16 protein-coding genes are annotated in these 15,147 nt (G+C 60.8%); 10 read left to right on the forward strand and 6 right to left on the reverse strand.

Features of this window, described 5'->3' with window-relative positions; translation table 11 throughout:
* Nucleotides 1-62 precede the first annotated feature (62 nt).
* The 3 genes from BLV67_RS13405 to BLV67_RS13415 all read left to right on the forward strand — a co-directional run bounded on the left by BLV67_RS13405 (nucleotide 63) and on the right by BLV67_RS13415 (nucleotide 2,772).
* On the forward strand, nucleotides 63-974 hold the full coding sequence (locus BLV67_RS13405; RefSeq protein WP_425272307.1) for an N-acetylmuramidase family protein: 912 nt from the start codon (nucleotides 63-65) through the stop codon (nucleotides 972-974).
* A 156-nt stretch (nucleotides 975-1,130) separates the two neighbouring features.
* A complete protein-coding gene (locus tag BLV67_RS13410; protein ID WP_058422082.1) occupies nucleotides 1,131-2,177 on the forward strand; it encodes an N-acetylmuramidase family protein in 1,047 nt (348 codons plus the stop codon).
* A 1-nt stretch (nucleotide 2,178) separates the two neighbouring features.
* Nucleotides 2,179-2,772 carry an SH3 domain-containing protein gene (locus BLV67_RS13415; RefSeq protein ID WP_069788019.1) on the forward strand — a complete coding sequence of 198 codons (594 nt, stop codon included), beginning with the start codon at nucleotides 2,179-2,181 and terminating at the stop codon, nucleotides 2,770-2,772.
* Here BLV67_RS13415 and BLV67_RS13420 read toward each other — a convergent pair.
* Nucleotides 2,769-3,632 carry a LysR family transcriptional regulator gene (locus BLV67_RS13420; protein WP_069788020.1) on the reverse strand — a complete coding sequence of 288 codons (864 nt, stop codon included), beginning with the start codon at nucleotides 3,630-3,632 and terminating at the stop codon, nucleotides 2,769-2,771. The two genes, BLV67_RS13415 and BLV67_RS13420, sit on opposite strands and share 4 nt — an antisense overlap.
* A gap of 102 nt (nucleotides 3,633-3,734) precedes the next feature.
* Here BLV67_RS13420 and BLV67_RS13425 point away from each other — a divergent pair, with 102 nt between their 5' ends.
* Nucleotides 3,735-4,694, forward strand: a complete 960-nt coding sequence (locus BLV67_RS13425; RefSeq protein WP_069788021.1) for a DMT family transporter — start codon at nucleotides 3,735-3,737, stop codon at nucleotides 4,692-4,694.
* Here the strand turns inward: BLV67_RS13425 and BLV67_RS13430 are convergent.
* Together BLV67_RS13430 and BLV67_RS13435 are read right to left on the reverse strand one after the other, a co-directional pair.
* Nucleotides 4,608-4,979, reverse strand: a complete 372-nt coding sequence (locus tag BLV67_RS13430) for a VOC family protein (RefSeq protein WP_065929855.1) — start codon at nucleotides 4,977-4,979, stop codon at nucleotides 4,608-4,610. The two genes, BLV67_RS13425 and BLV67_RS13430, sit on opposite strands and share 87 nt — an antisense overlap.
* A 64-nt stretch (nucleotides 4,980-5,043) precedes the next feature.
* Complete coding sequence (locus BLV67_RS13435) at nucleotides 5,044-5,826, reverse strand: type 2 periplasmic-binding domain-containing protein (protein ID WP_069788022.1); 783 nt, start codon at nucleotides 5,824-5,826, stop codon at nucleotides 5,044-5,046.
* A gap of 133 nt (nucleotides 5,827-5,959) precedes the next feature.
* On the opposite strand from BLV67_RS13435, the gene dnaX reads away from it, so the two are divergent.
* The 5 genes from dnaX to BLV67_RS13460 all read left to right on the forward strand — a co-directional run bounded on the left by dnaX (nucleotide 5,960) and on the right by BLV67_RS13460 (nucleotide 11,641).
* Nucleotides 5,960-8,032, forward strand: a complete 2,073-nt coding sequence (gene dnaX / locus BLV67_RS13440) for a DNA polymerase III subunit gamma/tau (protein WP_069788023.1) — start codon at nucleotides 5,960-5,962, stop codon at nucleotides 8,030-8,032.
* Between the two features lie 46 nt (nucleotides 8,033-8,078).
* Complete coding sequence (locus tag BLV67_RS13445) at nucleotides 8,079-8,417, forward strand: YbaB/EbfC family nucleoid-associated protein (RefSeq protein ID WP_003175481.1); 339 nt, start codon at nucleotides 8,079-8,081, stop codon at nucleotides 8,415-8,417.
* A gap of 181 nt (nucleotides 8,418-8,598) precedes the next feature.
* Nucleotides 8,599-9,633: an NADP-dependent oxidoreductase gene (locus tag BLV67_RS13450; protein ID WP_069788024.1), complete on the forward strand. Its 1,035-nt coding sequence runs from the start codon at nucleotides 8,599-8,601 to the stop codon at nucleotides 9,631-9,633.
* A 66-nt stretch (nucleotides 9,634-9,699) separates the two neighbouring features.
* Entirely contained in the window at nucleotides 9,700-10,302 is a 603-nt protein-coding gene (recR, locus tag BLV67_RS13455; protein ID WP_017134798.1) for a recombination mediator RecR, read from the forward strand.
* 190 nt (nucleotides 10,303-10,492) lie between these two features.
* A complete protein-coding gene (locus BLV67_RS13460) occupies nucleotides 10,493-11,641 on the forward strand; it encodes an acyl-CoA dehydrogenase family protein (RefSeq protein WP_069788025.1) in 1,149 nt (382 codons plus the stop codon).
* 110 nt (nucleotides 11,642-11,751) lie between these two features.
* Here BLV67_RS13460 and BLV67_RS13465 read toward each other — a convergent pair whose 3' ends face one another.
* A complete protein-coding gene (locus BLV67_RS13465) occupies nucleotides 11,752-12,300 on the reverse strand; it encodes an adenine phosphoribosyltransferase (protein ID WP_056861532.1) in 549 nt (182 codons plus the stop codon).
* 81 nt (nucleotides 12,301-12,381) lie between these two features.
* Nucleotides 12,382-13,116, reverse strand: coding sequence for a fumarate/nitrate reduction transcriptional regulator Fnr (gene fnr, locus BLV67_RS13470; RefSeq protein ID WP_056861531.1), 735 nt, complete (start codon nucleotides 13,114-13,116; stop codon nucleotides 12,382-12,384).
* Nucleotides 13,117-13,269: 153 nt separating this feature from the next.
* Between fnr and BLV67_RS13475 the strand changes: the two genes are divergently transcribed.
* Entirely contained in the window at nucleotides 13,270-13,755 is a 486-nt protein-coding gene (locus BLV67_RS13475; RefSeq protein ID WP_069788026.1) for a hypothetical protein, read from the forward strand.
* A gap of 6 nt (nucleotides 13,756-13,761) precedes the next feature.
* Here the strand turns inward: BLV67_RS13475 and hemN are convergent, their stop codons facing one another.
* A complete protein-coding gene (gene hemN, locus BLV67_RS13480; protein ID WP_065929848.1) occupies nucleotides 13,762-15,144 on the reverse strand; it encodes an oxygen-independent coproporphyrinogen III oxidase in 1,383 nt (460 codons plus the stop codon).
* Nucleotides 15,145-15,147: the final 3 nt, after the last annotated feature.

Consider the following 15,147-nt stretch of genomic DNA (forward strand, 5'->3'; position numbering starts at 1 on the left):
CGACCCTGTGCTGGAGTAGTGAAGATGTGATGGCACTCCTTTGATCCATTAAGGTGATTGCCATGCCTGCACTTCTCAGTGCTTCAGTCGGTACCCCAGGCGAGGCGCGTAATGTGCCTGCTGATGTTCAGTACATTCAGCGCCTGTTTAACCTGATTACACCCCACCCCGCTTCGCGGCTGGTGGAAGATGGCAAGTGCGGTCCGCTTTTATTACAGCGCATCAACGACTATCAGGTGAATCGTCTCAAGTTCAGTAACCCCGATGGGGTGATTGACCCGGCAGGTCGCACGTTCAGCAGCCTGGTCGAAGACGCGAGCAAGGCCAACCCAGGCGCGCCACCCCGTCGGCAGTTAGTCACCCAGGCCACGTGTGACGGTCGTATCACCCTCACCGATGCTGACTTTCAGAGCGCCGCCACAGCATTGGGTAATGGTGTTTCAGTGAACCTGATCAAGGCGTTCGCCACGGTGGAGTCCGGTGGACGTTCCGGGTTCGGGCCGGCCAAAATGCCGGTGATCGCCTACGAGGGCCATATCTTTCGCAAGTACACGCAACAAAAGTACGACAGAGCCTACCCGTTTCTCTCATACCCTTATCTGGAAAAGGCTGGCCCGCAATGGTGGGCTAACAACAGGGATCAAACCAAGGCCTGGCAGACGCTGGCCGATGCATTCGAGTTGGACCAGGAGGCGGCGCTGATGTCGGCGTCCTACGGCATGTTTCAGGTCATGGGCTTCAACTTTGCGGCGTGCGGATTCAAAAACGTGTTTGATTTTGTTGCGGCGATGAAACTCAATGCCGGCCAGCAATTGATGGCGTTCGTTGGTTTTTGCCGCAAGAATCCGGCCTTGCTCAACGCCATGAAGAATAAGGACTATGCCGGCATGGCGCGCAATTACAACGGCAAAGACTATGGCGACTACGATCGGCGGATTCAGCGCGCCTACGAGGCGCTGGAAAGGAAAAAGTAGCGGTGTATGACGGGTGTTTCACACCGTGCAAAGCGCCCACTGGACAACCCAAAATCATCTTGTTAGTTTCCGCCAGCCATTTGTTTCAATTCATGACAAGTTTGCTGCGCTGATATTGAAGTGCTATCACTTCTTTAATTAACAAGGATGTCTGTGATGAAAAGCCTGCCAGGGTTGCCCCGTCTTATCAGTGCTTCAGTGGGCGCGCCGGGTAAAGCGCGCAATTTGCCCGCCGATGTTCAGTGCATTCAGTATTTATTTAATTTGATCATTCCCAAGATGGGCTTTGCGCTGGCCGAAAACGGTAAGTGCGATGGGCAATTGGTGCAGTGCATCAGCCAGTATCAGTTCCGGCATCTCAAATATGCGCACCCCGATGGCGTGATCGACCCCACCGGCCGAACCTTCAACAGCCTGATCGAAGAAGCGGTGAAGGTGCCGGTAAAAGCCTTCCCGGCGATGCGCATTCCCAGCTTTCTCAACGCGTTTGGCAATAACGGCGGTGATGCGGTTCAGGCCACGGTCAATGTGTACCTGGAGCGCATGCGCGCCATGATCGAAGCCGAGCGGCGCAACCGGCAATTGATGCTCCAGGCCACGTGCGATGGCGGCATGACGCTGACCGATACCGACTTTCAGAGCGCTGCCACCCAGTTGGGCAGCGGCATTTCGGTGAATATCATCAAGGCGTTCGCTACGGTCGAATCCGGCGGGCGTTCCGGGTTCGGGCCGGCCAAGTTGCCGGTGATTGCCTTTGAAGGCCACTTGTTTCGCAAGTACACCAAGCACATCTATGACCAGGCGCACCCGCTGCTGTCTTACATCTACGTGAGAAAGGCCGGACCGCAGTGGCAGGTCAACAACAAGGACCAGACCAAGGCCTGGGAGACCATGGCTACCGCGTTTGCGCTGGATCAGGAGGCGGCATTGATGTCGGCGTCCTGGGGCATGTTTCAAATCATGGGGTTCAACTACACCTCCTGCGGTTACAAGACGGTGTTTGAATTCGTTGCCGCCCTGAAGATCAATGCCGGTAACCAATTAAAAGCGTTTATCGGTTTTTGCAGCCAGAGCCCGGCCCTGATCAAGGCCATGAAAGATAAAGACTACGTGGCCATGGCGCGTAACTATAACGGCAAGGATTACGGCGACTACGACAGCCGTATCAAAAAGGCCTACGAAGCATTGGAAGGGAAGAAATAAGATGAGCCGTTTTCTAGCGATGAGCGTGTTGTCGTTTTGCGCCTTGGCGCCAACCTTGGCAGGTGCCGCCGAGCTGCATTCCGGCCAATACGAAGGGCTGATGCTGGCGGTCACGCCTGAGCATCAGGTCGAAGGCTACTACGCAGAAGAGCTGGGCGAGGGTGTGACCCGCAGTTGCACGTTCTACCTGCAGGGCCAGCCTGGAGCGCTCACCACCTGGCTCGACAAGGCGTACCCCGGCAGCGTGGCAGCGTCCTCCGACGGCGTGACCTTGACGGTAGAACAGGGGCGCGAGCATCCCGGTTGTATCAGCGTGTTGATGCCGGAAATCGCCACCGGCCTGGACCTCACCCAAACCGCCAGCAAGCAATGGATCGGCCTGGTGACCGTGACGGCCGACAAGGCTTACCTGCTGAAAAAACCAGGCGCTGAAGCCGCCAAGCGCGCGTATATCGTCAAGGACGATGTGGTCGGCGTTCTGGGGTTCAAGGACGGCTGGGCCAAAGTCGAATTCACCAATGCCAAAGACCATACCTACACCGGCTGGATCAGCCAAAACCAGTACGCACGCTTGGTTGCGCCGCAAGCCGACTAGCCGAACGTCTCCCGCAGCAGCCCGGCAAACGCATCCCGCGCCAGGTGGCGCTGGGTGTCTGTGTGCCAGAACAGCAGGTTGTCCACGGCCTGCAATTCCTCGAACCGGTAGGAGGCCAGTTGGTTGGCCTGCTCATAGCGGGCCAGGATGCCTTCCGGCGCCAACGCCACGCCAATCCCTGCACTGACGCAACCAATGATGGTGCCCCAACTGGCATAGCTGGCGATGCTTGGTTTGAAGGCGTGCGGTTTGATCCAGTTCTCCAGCGCCGCGCGATACGGACAACCGGGCGGCCACACCAGCAAGGTGCGGCCCGCCAAGTCTTCGGCACTGTTGATCGGCGCGCTGGAGGCGCTGGCGATCAGCACCAGGCGTTCGCTGTAGACCACGCTGTGTTCGAGCTTGGCGCGCTTGCCGCCCGAGGCCACCAGTGCCACATCGAGGCGATGGTGTTGCAGGTCGTCGAGCAGTTGCGCCCAGGCGCCGGTGACCAGCTCCAGGCTGACTTCCGGGTAGCGCCGGTGGTATTCGGCCAGCAGCGGCGGCAGGCGGCCACTGGCGCTGGATTCCACCGCGCCGATGCGCAGCGTGCCGCGTGGAATCGCGTTGGCATCCACTGCGCGTTTGGATTCGTCCACCAGCGCCAGGATGCGTTCACAGTAATCGAGAAAGATTTCCCCGGCGGCACTGATGGCCAGCCCACGGCCTGCGCGAATAAACAGCGGCGTACCCAACTCGCTTTCCAGCTGCTTGATGCGTGTGGTGATGTTGGATGGCACGCAGTGCAATTGCAGCGCGGCCTGGGCCACGCTGCCGGTTTGGGCCACGGCGCGCACCATTTTCAGTTGGGCCAGTTCCATTGCTCAGTTCCAATGATTTCAGAAGTCAGAAACGCTTAATTGTCCTGCGCCTTGCGCGGCTCAAGACTGACGGTATTCCCTCTCAGTCTCTGGATGCCGTCGATGAATGCCCCGTCACCCGTAAAGCTTACGCTAGTCATCGCTGGCGTGATTCTCTGTTGGGCCTATTCGCCGATTGGCGTGCACATGGGGCTGCACAGCTACAGCCCCGGCCAATTGGCGCTGCTGAGGTTTCTGATCGCCTCGGTGTTCATGGGCGGCATCGCCCTGGCGGCAGGCATCGGCCGGCCGCGTGTGCGAGATTTGCCGTGGTTGCTGGTGTTGGGGTTTTTCGGCGTGTTCCTGCACCACACCAGCCTCAACTACGGGCAACAATGGGTGACGGCGGCGGCATCGAGTGTGCTGGCGCAGTCGGCGCCGCTGTTCAGTGTGGTGATCGCGTTTTTCTGTTTGAAAGAACGGGTCAGCGCCTGGCGGTGGGGCTGCGTCTTGCTCGGCTTGTTCGGTGTGCTGGTGGTGATCTGGGGCGATCATGGCGTCGGTGATATCGACCCGCGCGGCTTGCTGATCCTGCTGGCTGCCGTGTCGTGGAGCGTGTATTTCGCCATCCAGAAGCATTACGCCCATCGCTATAGCCCACTGACCATGGCGTGCTACATGGTGTGGGCGGGCACCTTGATGCTGTGCGTGAACCTGCCGGGCTTGCCGGCTGCCGTGGCCCAGGCGCCGTTGCCGGAGAACCTGTCGGTGCTGGTATTGGGGATTTTCCCCAGCGCCCTGGCGTACCTGGCCTGGGGCTATGTGCTCAAGCACGTGGACGTCAGCCGCGCCACGGTGGCGATGTACCTGATACCGCCGGTGGCCATGCTGATGGCTTCGACCCTGCTGGGCGAGCACATTGCCCTGCAAGTGATACTGGGCGCGGTGATCGTGCTGGCCAGTGTCGCCGCCATCAGCCTTGAAGGGCGCTGGCGCTCAATCGCTCAGGCTGAACGCGCGCAGCCGGTGGCCGTCGAGGTCCTCGGCGACAAAGGTGTAGCCGAAGTCCAGGTGGGTCGGTGACTGGATGATGGTCGCGCCGCGCTCGACCCACTGAGCGTGCAGGGCGTCCACGGCGGCTGGGTCCGGCAGCGAGAACCCTACTTCGCTGCCGCCGCCGGTGAGGTGGGCTGCGGGCTCCACGGTATGACGCGACCACAGCCCCAGCTTGACGCCGTTGTCGAGAATGAACAGGGCGAACGTCGGGTTCAGTTCCACAGGCGGCTTGCCCAGCAGGCGGCTATAGAAATTGGCGCTGGTGGCCGGGCTGTCGACGTAGAGCAGGAAGTAATGGGCGACGGTGTGCATGCAGGCTCCTTGGGAACGGGCGGTTAAGTGAGCCCAGTCTAAGGCGCGGCCCTGTCAGTTTTTGTCAGGAGCGTTTCTTGTCAGGAGAGCTTTTGTCAGGAGTGCGCAGCGGTCGCGCATTCTCCCCGGTGTAGAGTTTGATCAGGTCGTCGATCTCGCCCGACATTTTCATCCGCAGCAGCGTGCGCAAGATCTGTTGCACCGGCACGTTCGGGTCATTGCGCACGATGCAGCCCAGGTTTTGTTCATCGATCACCGCGACGTTGTGCAGTCGCAGGCTTGGGGGCACTTTCAGGTTGAAACGGTCCAGGGTCCATTCGTTGATCACGGCGTATTCGAAACGCGCGGCCACCAGCTTGTGCAGCACCAATTCCTCGCTGCGCGAATCGTCGCGGGTCAGTTGGCCGCTGGCGAACAGCGGTTCGAGCACGGCATAGCGGTAGTTGAGCACCGTGCCAATGGCCTGGGGTGCCAACGTGGCCACCTGTACAGGCGGCGCGTGGGCACTGGCCAACACATTGCGCTGCACCATCAACGGCACGCTCCAGGTGTAGTCGCCGGACAGGTTGTCGAGCCAATCCTGGGCGACATAGCAGCGCACATCGACCTCTGCACGTGCCATGGCGCCGGCGATTCGCGCCCGGGCCAGCACATGGAACTCGGCCGGGCGCCCGATCTGGGTGGCCAGGCTCAACATCAAGTCATACAAAATGCCCTGGGTGGGCCGGTCACCTTCCAGCTGGGCCATGGGCATTGCCCAGCTATCGGAAACCGCAAAACGCAACGGTGCGGGCGCCGCCAGGCAAGCAACGGAAATCATCCATAAAGCGCCCAGGACTACGCGCATACACTCTCCGGGTTCAGGCCTTTGGCGGGCCAGTCAGGCAAGCTTAGTCAGATTAGACGAGCGTGCCGGATGCAATTTCCCCCTTGCTCCGCTAGCATTACCGGCTTCCGCTTCCCAGTTGCGACGGTTTTCGATGAGTTATCAGGTTCTTGCACGTAAATGGCGCCCGCGCTCGTTCCGCGAAATGGTCGGCCAGACCCATGTGCTCAAGGCTCTGATCAATGCCTTGGACAGCCAACGGCTGCACCACGCCTACCTGTTCACCGGTACTCGCGGGGTCGGCAAGACCACTATCGCGCGCATTATTGCCAAGTGCCTGAACTGTGAAACCGGCATCACGTCGACACCCTGCGGCACTTGTTCGGTATGCCGCGAGATCGACGAGGGGCGTTTTGTCGACCTGATCGAGATCGACGCCGCGAGCCGCACCAAGGTCGAAGACACCCGCGAGCTGCTCGACAACGTGCAGTACGCGCCGAGCCGTGGGCGCTTCAAGGTCTACCTGATCGACGAAGTGCACATGCTCTCCAGCCATTCCTTCAACGCGCTGTTGAAAACCCTGGAAGAGCCGCCGCCCTACGTTAAGTTCATCCTGGCCACCACCGACCCGCAGAAACTTCCTGCAACGATCTTGTCGCGGTGCCTGCAGTTTTCCCTGAAAAACATGACGCCTGAGCGCGTGGTCGAGCATTTGACCCATGTGCTGGGCGTCGAGAACGTACCGTTCGAAGACGACGCGTTGTGGCTGCTTGGCCGCGCTGCCGATGGCTCGATGCGTGATGCCATGAGCCTCACCGACCAGGCCATCGCCTTTGGTGAAGGCAAAGTCATGGCCGCGGATGTGCGCGCCATGCTTGGCACGCTGGACCACGGCCAGGTGTTCGACGTGCTGCATGCGCTGATCGAAGGTGACGCCAAGGCGCTGCTCGAAGCCGTGCGCCACTTGTCGGAGCAAGGCCCGGACTGGAACGGCGTGCTCTCGGAAATCCTCAATGTGCTGCACCGCGTGGCCATCGCCCAGGCGTTGCCCGAAGGTGTCGACAACGGCCATGGCGACCGCGACCGCGTATTGGCGCTGGCCCAGGCGTTGCCGGCCGAAGACGTACAGTTTTATTACCAGATGGGCCTGATCGGTCGCCGGGATCTGCCCCTGGCGCCAGACCCGCGCGGCGGCTTTGAAATGGTCTTGCTGCGGATGCTGGCCTTCCGGCCCGCCGACTCGGCAGACGCACCGAGACAGCCGCTAAAGCCAGTGGGGATCAGCCAGGCCACAGTTGATTCCGCCAAACCAGTGGCTGGCGCGGCGGTAGTCGCGCCAGTAGTTGCTGCACCTGAACCTGCGCCGGTTGCTCCGGCGCCAGAACCAGTGGTTACCGCGCCGGTGGTCGAACCTGCGCCCGTGGTTGAGCCTGAGCCTGCTCCCGCGCCGGTGGTTGACCTGCCCTGGAACGATCCGGTCGACGCAGAAGCTGAACCTGAAGTCGAGCAAGTACCCGCCGTGGAACCCGTGCTGGAAACCACCGGCGAGCAGCCCGAGCTGACGCCGATGCCCACGCCGACCCCGGACAGCGCGGTGCCGGACGCGCCGGAATGGGTGTCGGCGCCGGTTGCCGAGCCGACCGTTGCGCAGGTGGACGCCGCTACGCCGGGTATCGACCTCGATGACGAGCCGCCGCTGGACGAAGATTACATCGAGCCGGACATGGATTCGGCCTACAGCTACCTGGACGACCTGGCCAGCGAGCACACCGCCGAGCCGGCCCCCGAGCCCGAAGCGGAACCCGCTGCCGCCCCGGCCACCGGCCTGGCGTTGCAATGGTTGGAATTGTTTCCTAAATTGCCAATCTCCGGCATGACCGGCAGCATCGCCGCCAACTGCACCTTGATCGCCATCGAGGGCGACCACTGGCTGTTGCACCTGGACCCGGCCCACAGCGCCTTGTTCAACGCGACCCAGCAACGCCGACTCAACGATGCGCTGAACCAGTACCATGAACGCACGCTGACCATCGCCATCGAACTGATCAAGCCGGAGCAGGAAACCCCGGCCCAGGCGGCGACCCGTAAGCGCATCAACCGTCAGCGTGAGGCCGAAGACTCGATCCATGGCGACCCGCTCATCCAGCAGTTGATGCAACAGTTCGGTGCGGTGGTGCGTCACGATACTATTGAACCTGTCGAAGCCCCGGTGCCCCAAGCGTCATAAAACCGGGCTACTAATTGATTGATCCACGTACTTTGAGGTGATTCCCATGATGAAAGGTGGCATGGCCGGCCTGATGAAGCAGGCGCAGCAGATGCAGGAAAAGATGGCCAAGATGCAGGAAGAACTGGCCAACGCCGAAGTCACCGGTAAAGCCGGTGGCGATATGGTCAGCGTGGTGATGACCGGTCGTCACGACATCAAGCGCGTAAGCATCGACCCAAGCGTGTTGCCAGGCGTGGGCGAAGATGACCTGGAAATGCTCGAAGCGCTGTTCGCCGCGGCCGTCAACGACGCCGTGCGCAAGATCGAAGCCAACAGCCAGGAAAAAATGGGTGGCGTGACTGCCGGCATGCAACTGCCGCCGGGCATGAAGCTGCCGTTCTGATTGTGCAGCGTTAGCTAGACTCAAATGCCAGGCATCGCGCCTGGCATTTTTGTTTGTGGTGTGATCGTTCCCACGCTCTGCGTGGGAATGCCGCCCCAAGACGCTGCGCGTCTAATATGAACCCTGACACGGCACGCAGGGTCTGCACCCTATACCGAAAGATTCGTTAAAGGAGCCCCTCATGCCTCAAGAACCCATTCTTAACCAGCGTATTGTCCTGGTCTCGCGCCCGCAGGGCGCGCCGACCCCGGAAAACTTTCGCCTGGAACGTGTGAACCTGCCGGAGTTGGCCGATGGCCAGGTGCTGCTCAAAACCTTGTACCTGTCCCTCGACCCCTACATGCGTGGACGCATGAGTGACGCGCCGTCCTACGCAGCTCCGGTGGAAATCGACGAAGTGATGACCGGTGGTGCCGTCAGCCGAATCGAACAATCGCGTAACCCGAAGTTCGGTGTAGGCGACCTGGTAGTAGGTTCCACCGGCTGGCAGAGCCATAGCATATCTGACGGGCACAACCTGATCCCGGTGCCCAAAGGCCTGGCCAGCCCCTCGATGGCGCTGGGTGTATTGGGTATGCCCGGCATGACCGCGTACATGGGCCTGATGGATATCGGCCAGCCCAAGGCCGGGGAAACCCTGGTGGTGGCGGCTGCCTCCGGCGCGGTGGGCTCGGTGGTCGGGCAGGTTGCCAAGCTCAAAGGCTTGCGCGTGGTGGGGGTTGCCGGCGGTGCGGACAAGTGCCGTTATGTGGTCGACGAGCTGGGTTTTGACGCCTGTATCGACCACAAGAGCGCCGATTTTGCCCAACAGCTGGCGTTGGCCTGTTTCAAAGGCGTGGACATCTACTTTGAAAACGTTGGCGGCAAAGTCTTCGACGCCGTGCTGCCGCTGCTCAACCCCAAGGCGCGCATTCCGCTGTGCGGCTTGATCGCCGGCTACAACGCCCATGAAGCGCCCAGCGGCCCTGATCGGCTGCCGGCACTGCAACGCACCTTGTTGACCAAGCGCGTGCGCATCCAGGGCTTTATCGTGTTCGATGACTATGGCGATCGCCAGCCGGAATTCCTCAGCGCCATGGCGCCATGGGTGCGCGACGGCAAGATCAAGTTCCGCGAAGACGTGGTCGATGGCCTGGAACAGGCACCCGAAGCCTTTATCGGTTTGCTCGAGGGGCGCAACTTCGGCAAGTTGGTGGTGCGCGTCGCGCAGGATTGAGCATTTGACGCTAATCCGAGGCGCGGGTATAAACCGCGTCTCGTTGTTTTGTCGGACCCTTCGCCCATGAGCTTCAGCCCCCTGATTCGCCAACTGATCGACGCCTTGCGCACTTTGCCGGGCGTGGGCCAGAAAACCGCCCAGCGTATGGCGCTGCAACTGCTGGAGCGTGATCGCAGCGGCGGCACGCGGTTGGCCCAGGCCTTGAGCCAGGCCATGACCGGCGTGGGCCACTGCCGCCAGTGCCGCACCCTGACCGAAGAAGACCTTTGCCCGCAATGCGCCGACCCGCGCCGCGACGACACGCTGCTGTGTGTAGTGGAAGGGCCGATGGACGTGTATGCCGTCGAGCAGACGGGCTATCGCGGGCGCTACTTCGTGCTCAAGGGGCATCTTTCGCCGCTGGACGGCCTGGGGCCGGAAGCCATCGGCATCCCGCAACTGGTGACGCGCATTGAAGAGCAGGGCACGTTTACCGAGGTGATCCTGGCGACCAACCCGACGGTGGAAGGCGAGGCGACCGCGCATTACATCGCCCAACTGCTGACCAACAAAGGCTTGATCACCTCGCGTATCGCCCATGGCGTGCCGTTGGGTGGCGAGCTGGAATTGGTGGATGGCGGCACGTTGGCGCACTCGTTTGCCGGTCGCAAGCCGATCGCGCTTTAAATAACCACACTGTTCAAAAATGTGGGAGCGGGCTTGCTCGCGAATGCGGTGGGTCAGTTAATAAATCGGTGACTGACACTCCGCATTCGCGAGCAAGCCCGCTCCCACAGTGGTTTTGTGTTGCTACGGATATCTTGATAGCCAAGCAAGCGCTTGGTAAGTTCTCTCCACCTCACCGTGGAGCTTGCCGATGTCTGCCTATCAGGACTACTTCGACCCCAGCCACCAATTGGTCCGCGACAGCGTGCGCCGTTTTGTCGAGCGCGAGATGTTGCCGGGCATCGAGCAATGGGAGGAGGCCGAGAGCTTCCCTCGCGAGCTGTACCTCAAGGCGGGCGCGGCGGGGATTCTGGGCATCGGCTACCCCGAAAGCCTGGGCGGCAGCCACGAAGGCGACCTGTTCGCCAAGGTCGCCGCCAGCGAAGAGTTGATGCGTTGCGGTTCGGGTGGCGTGGTCGCGGGTCTGGGTTCGCTGGATATCGGCCTGCCGCCTGTCGTCAAATGGGCGCGGCCGCAGCTACGTGAGCGGGTTGCGCCTCACGTGCTGGCCGGTGAAAAGATCATCGCTCTGGCCGTCACCGAACCCGGTGGCGGCTCCGATGTGGCCAACCTGCAAACCCGCGCTGTTCGAGATGGCGACTATTACCGCGTCAGCGGCAGCAAAACCTTTATCACCAGCGGCATCCGCGCCGACTTCTATACGGTCGCCGTGCGCACCGGCGGGCCGGGCTTCGGCGGCATCAGCCTGTTGCTGATCGAAAAACACACGCCAGGGTTCACCGTCGGCCAACCGTTGAAGAAAATGGGCTGGTGGGCATCGGACACGGCTGAGCTGTTCTTCGACGATTGCCGAGTACCTGTGGGCAACTTGATCGGCGTCGAGAACATGGGCTTTGCCTGCATCATGGGCAACTTTCAGAGCGAACGCCTGGCGCTGGCGCTGATGGCGAACATGACCGCGCAGTTGGCCCTGGAAGAAAGCCTCAAGTGGGCGAGCCAGCGCGAAGCCTTCGGCAAACCTATCGGCAAATTCCAGGTGCTCAAGCATCGGCTGGCGGAAATGGCCACCGCAGTGGAAGTCTCCCGCGAGTTCACCTATCGCCAGGCGGCGAAGATGGCGGCCGGCAAGAGTGTGATCAAGGAGATTTCCATGGCCAAGAACCTGGCCACGGATACGGCGGATCGGGTGACCTATGACGCGGTGCAGATATTGGGTGGACAGGGCTATATGCGTGGCAGCCTGGTGGAGCGGCTGTATCGGGATAACCGCATTCTGTCGATTGGCGGTGGCACGCGTGAGGTGATGAACGAGATCATCAGCAAGCAGATGGGGTTGTGATGTGGGGTGTCCTTGAGGGCCTCTTCGCGAGCAAGCCCGCTCCCACACTTGGATTGCATTTCAAAATGCGGGAGCGGGCTTGCCCGCGATGAGGCCAGTCCAGGCAGCGATTAAACTTCGGTCAACCCAAACTGCGTCAGGCAAAACGTCGCAATGCCCATATCCTGCAGGCGTTGCGAGCCACCCAGCTCCGGCAGGTCAATGATCGCCGCCGCTTCGAAGATTTTCGCGCCCATACGCCGCACCAGGTTTGCCGCGGCAATCAAGGTGCCGCCGGTAGCGATCAGGTCATCGAACATCAGCACCGAGTCGCCGTCGCACAGGCTGTCGGCGTGCACTTCGAGGAAGGCCTCGCCGTATTCGGTCTGGTAACCCTCGGCCAGCACGTCAGCCGGCAGCTTGCCCTGTTTGCGGAACAGGATCAGCGGTTTGTTCAACTGGTAGGCGATGATCGAGCCGATCAGGAAGCCACGGGCATCCATCGCGCCGATGTGGGTAAAGTCGGCCTCGACGTAACGCTGGGCAAAGCTGTCGGCCACCAGGCGCAGGGCGCGGGGCGATTGGAACAACGGGGTAATGTCACGAAAGATCACCCCAGGCTTGGGGAAGTCGATGACGGGGCGGATCAGGGATTTGATGTCGAACGAATCGAAGGTCATCGTCGAAGAGTCCTGGGAGCGGAAAACGGACTCGAAGTATACCTGCGGCCTTGCCGATTGGCGCGGCCGCAAGCGTGCGCTTCAGACTTCCAGCGAGCCCCCGGCCAGCGCGCAGAGCTGGATCGGGTCGAGGATATGCACTTCCTTGCCTTCGGCGGCAATCAGCTCGTTTTGCTGGAAACGGGTAAACACGCGGGACACGGTTTCCACCGCCAGGCCCAGGTAATTGCCGATTTCATTGCGCGACATGCTCAGGCGGAACTGGTTGGCCGAGAACCCTCGGGCGCGGAAGCGCGCCGACAGGTTGACCAAAAACGTGGCGATGCGCTCGTCGGCGGTTTTTTTCGACAGCAGCAACATCATCTGTTGGTCGTCACGGATCTCGCGGCTCATCACCCGCATCAACTGGCGGCGCAGTTGCGGCAGTTGCAGGGCCAATTCATCCAGGCGCTCGAAAGGGATTTCGCACACCGAGGTCGTCTCCAGGGCCTGGGCCGACACCGGGTGAATCTCGGTGTCCATGCCAGACAACCCGACCAGCTCGCTGGGCAGGTGGAAGCCGGTGATCTGTTCCTCGCCGCCGTCGCTCAGGCTGAAGGTCTTCAGCGCGCCCGAACGTACTGCATAGACAGAATCGAATTTGTCGCCCTGGCGAAACAGAAACTCGCCTTTTTTCAGCGGGCGACCGCGTTTAACGATTTCGTCCAGCGCTTCCATGTCTTCCAAATTCAACGAAAGTGGCAGGCAGAGGGGGGCCAGGCTGCAATCCTTGCAGTGAGCCTGGCTGTGAGCGCGCAGTTTAACTGGCTCGGACATTTCTTAAATCCTTGTGGGAAAACACACATAAGACGTAAGGGTAACGCACCGAGGGTGGCTGAGGCCAGCGTGTACAAAAAAGCAGCAACGGTATAAAGCTCTTTGTATCGGTGCCGATACACAGGTGTCTCTCTATGAGCTGGAGCTCAGATCATGTCAGTCAGCACTGTCTCAAATCCATCGATCAACGTTGCAGCGGTATCGGTCTGGAAGGCCGCCGATGCGGCCAAGGATAAAGACGCCGCGCCCAAGGCCACCACCGAGGACAAACCCGCTGAACCTAATGCGGCTGAAGGTGTGAAGGTGGTCATTTCCGGCGCGGGGATGGGCATGGCTTCGGCTGAGAAATCCTCCAATAGCGATATTGACGAGAGCAGCCTGAGTGATAGTGCCAAGACCCTGCTCAAAATGATCCGCGAGCTGAAAAAGCAACTGGCCGAGAAGATGGCCGAACTGTCTGCGGCCATGGCGGACACCTCCCTGACGCCAGAGGCGCAGCGCGCCCGTGTCGCCAACATACAGGGCGATGTGGCGATGTTGCAGGCAGCTCTGGTGACGGCCCAGACGCAACTGGGCAAGGTCTTGAAGTCGGAACCGCCTCAGGCTCAGATGGAAGCCATGAGCCTGATGGCGAAATAAAGCCCTTTAGATCACCCGCGAGAATCGTTGCCTGTTCTGGTGCTCCAGGTAGGCATCGAACACCATGCACACCGAGCGCACCAGCAAGCGCCCGGCCGGTAACACGCGAATGCCGTGGGCATCCAGTTCGATCAGGCCATCGGCGGCCATTGTCTCCAACTGTGGCCATAGTTCGTCGAAATAGCCGCGAAAATCGATGTTGAAAGCCTGTTCGATCCGCTCGAATGCCAGGCTGAAATTGCAGATCAACTGCTGAATCACTTCCCGGCGCAAACGATCATCCGTGGTGCAGACCAGGCCACGGCTGGTGGCCAGTTGCGCCCCGGCCAGGGCGTTCTGGTAGTGATTGAGGTCACTGCTGTTCTGGCAATACAGGTCGCCGATCTGGCTGATCGCTGAAACCCCCAGCCCAATCAAATCGCAATGCCCGTGGGTGGTGTAGCCCTGGAAGTTACGCTGCAGCGTGCCTTCTTCCTGGGCCACGGCCAGTTCGTCATCCGGCAGGGCAAAGTGGTCCATGCCGATGTAGCGGTAGCCGGCACGGGTCAACTGTTCGATGGTGGTTTGCAGCATCAGCAGTTTTTCGGATGGGGAGGGCAGGTCGTCGGTGTTGATGCGCCGCTGCGGCATAAAGCGCTCGGGCAGATGCGCGTAGTTGAATACCGACAGGCGATCCGGTTGCAGGTTAATCACTTCTTCGACGGTGCGCGCAAAATTCAGCGGCGTTTGCTTGGGCAGGCCGTAGATCAGGTCGATATTGATCGAGCGAAATTGCAAGGTGCGCGCCGCATCGATGACTGCACGGGTTTCTTCCAGGCTTTGCAGGCGGTTGACCGCACGCTGCACCTCGGGGTCCAGATCCTGCAGGCCGATGCTTACGCGGTTAAAGCCCAGTTCGCGCAGCAACCCCATGGTCGCCCAGTCGGCTTCACGTGGGTCGATCTCGATGCCATAGTCACCGGAATCATCATCGAGCAAGTTGAAGTGCTGGCGCAGGCGCGTCATCACCTGGCGCAGTTCGTCGTGGCTGAGAAAGGTCGGGGTGCCGCCGCCGAAGTGCAGTTGCTCCACGGGCTGTTTCGGGTCGAGGTGGCAGGCCACCAGCTGGATTTCCTGTTCCAGGCGTTGCAGGTAGGCCTGGGCACGGCCACGGTCCTTGGTGATGACCTTGTTGCAGGCGCAGTAGTAGCAGATGTTTGCGCAAAACGGCACATGCACATACAGCGACAAGGGCCGCACGGCCTTGCGGCTGTCACGCAGGGCGTGGAGCAGGTCGAAGGTGCCGACCTGGCTGTCGAATTGTACGGCGGTGGGGTAGGAGGTGTAGCGCGGCCCCGCCAAGTCGTAGCGGTGAATCAGATCTGTGTCCCAACGAATGGCGTCGAGCATGCG

The organism is Pseudomonas salomonii (assembly GCF_900107155.1).
Lineage (GTDB): Bacteria > Pseudomonadota > Gammaproteobacteria > Pseudomonadales > Pseudomonadaceae > Aquipseudomonas > Aquipseudomonas salomonii.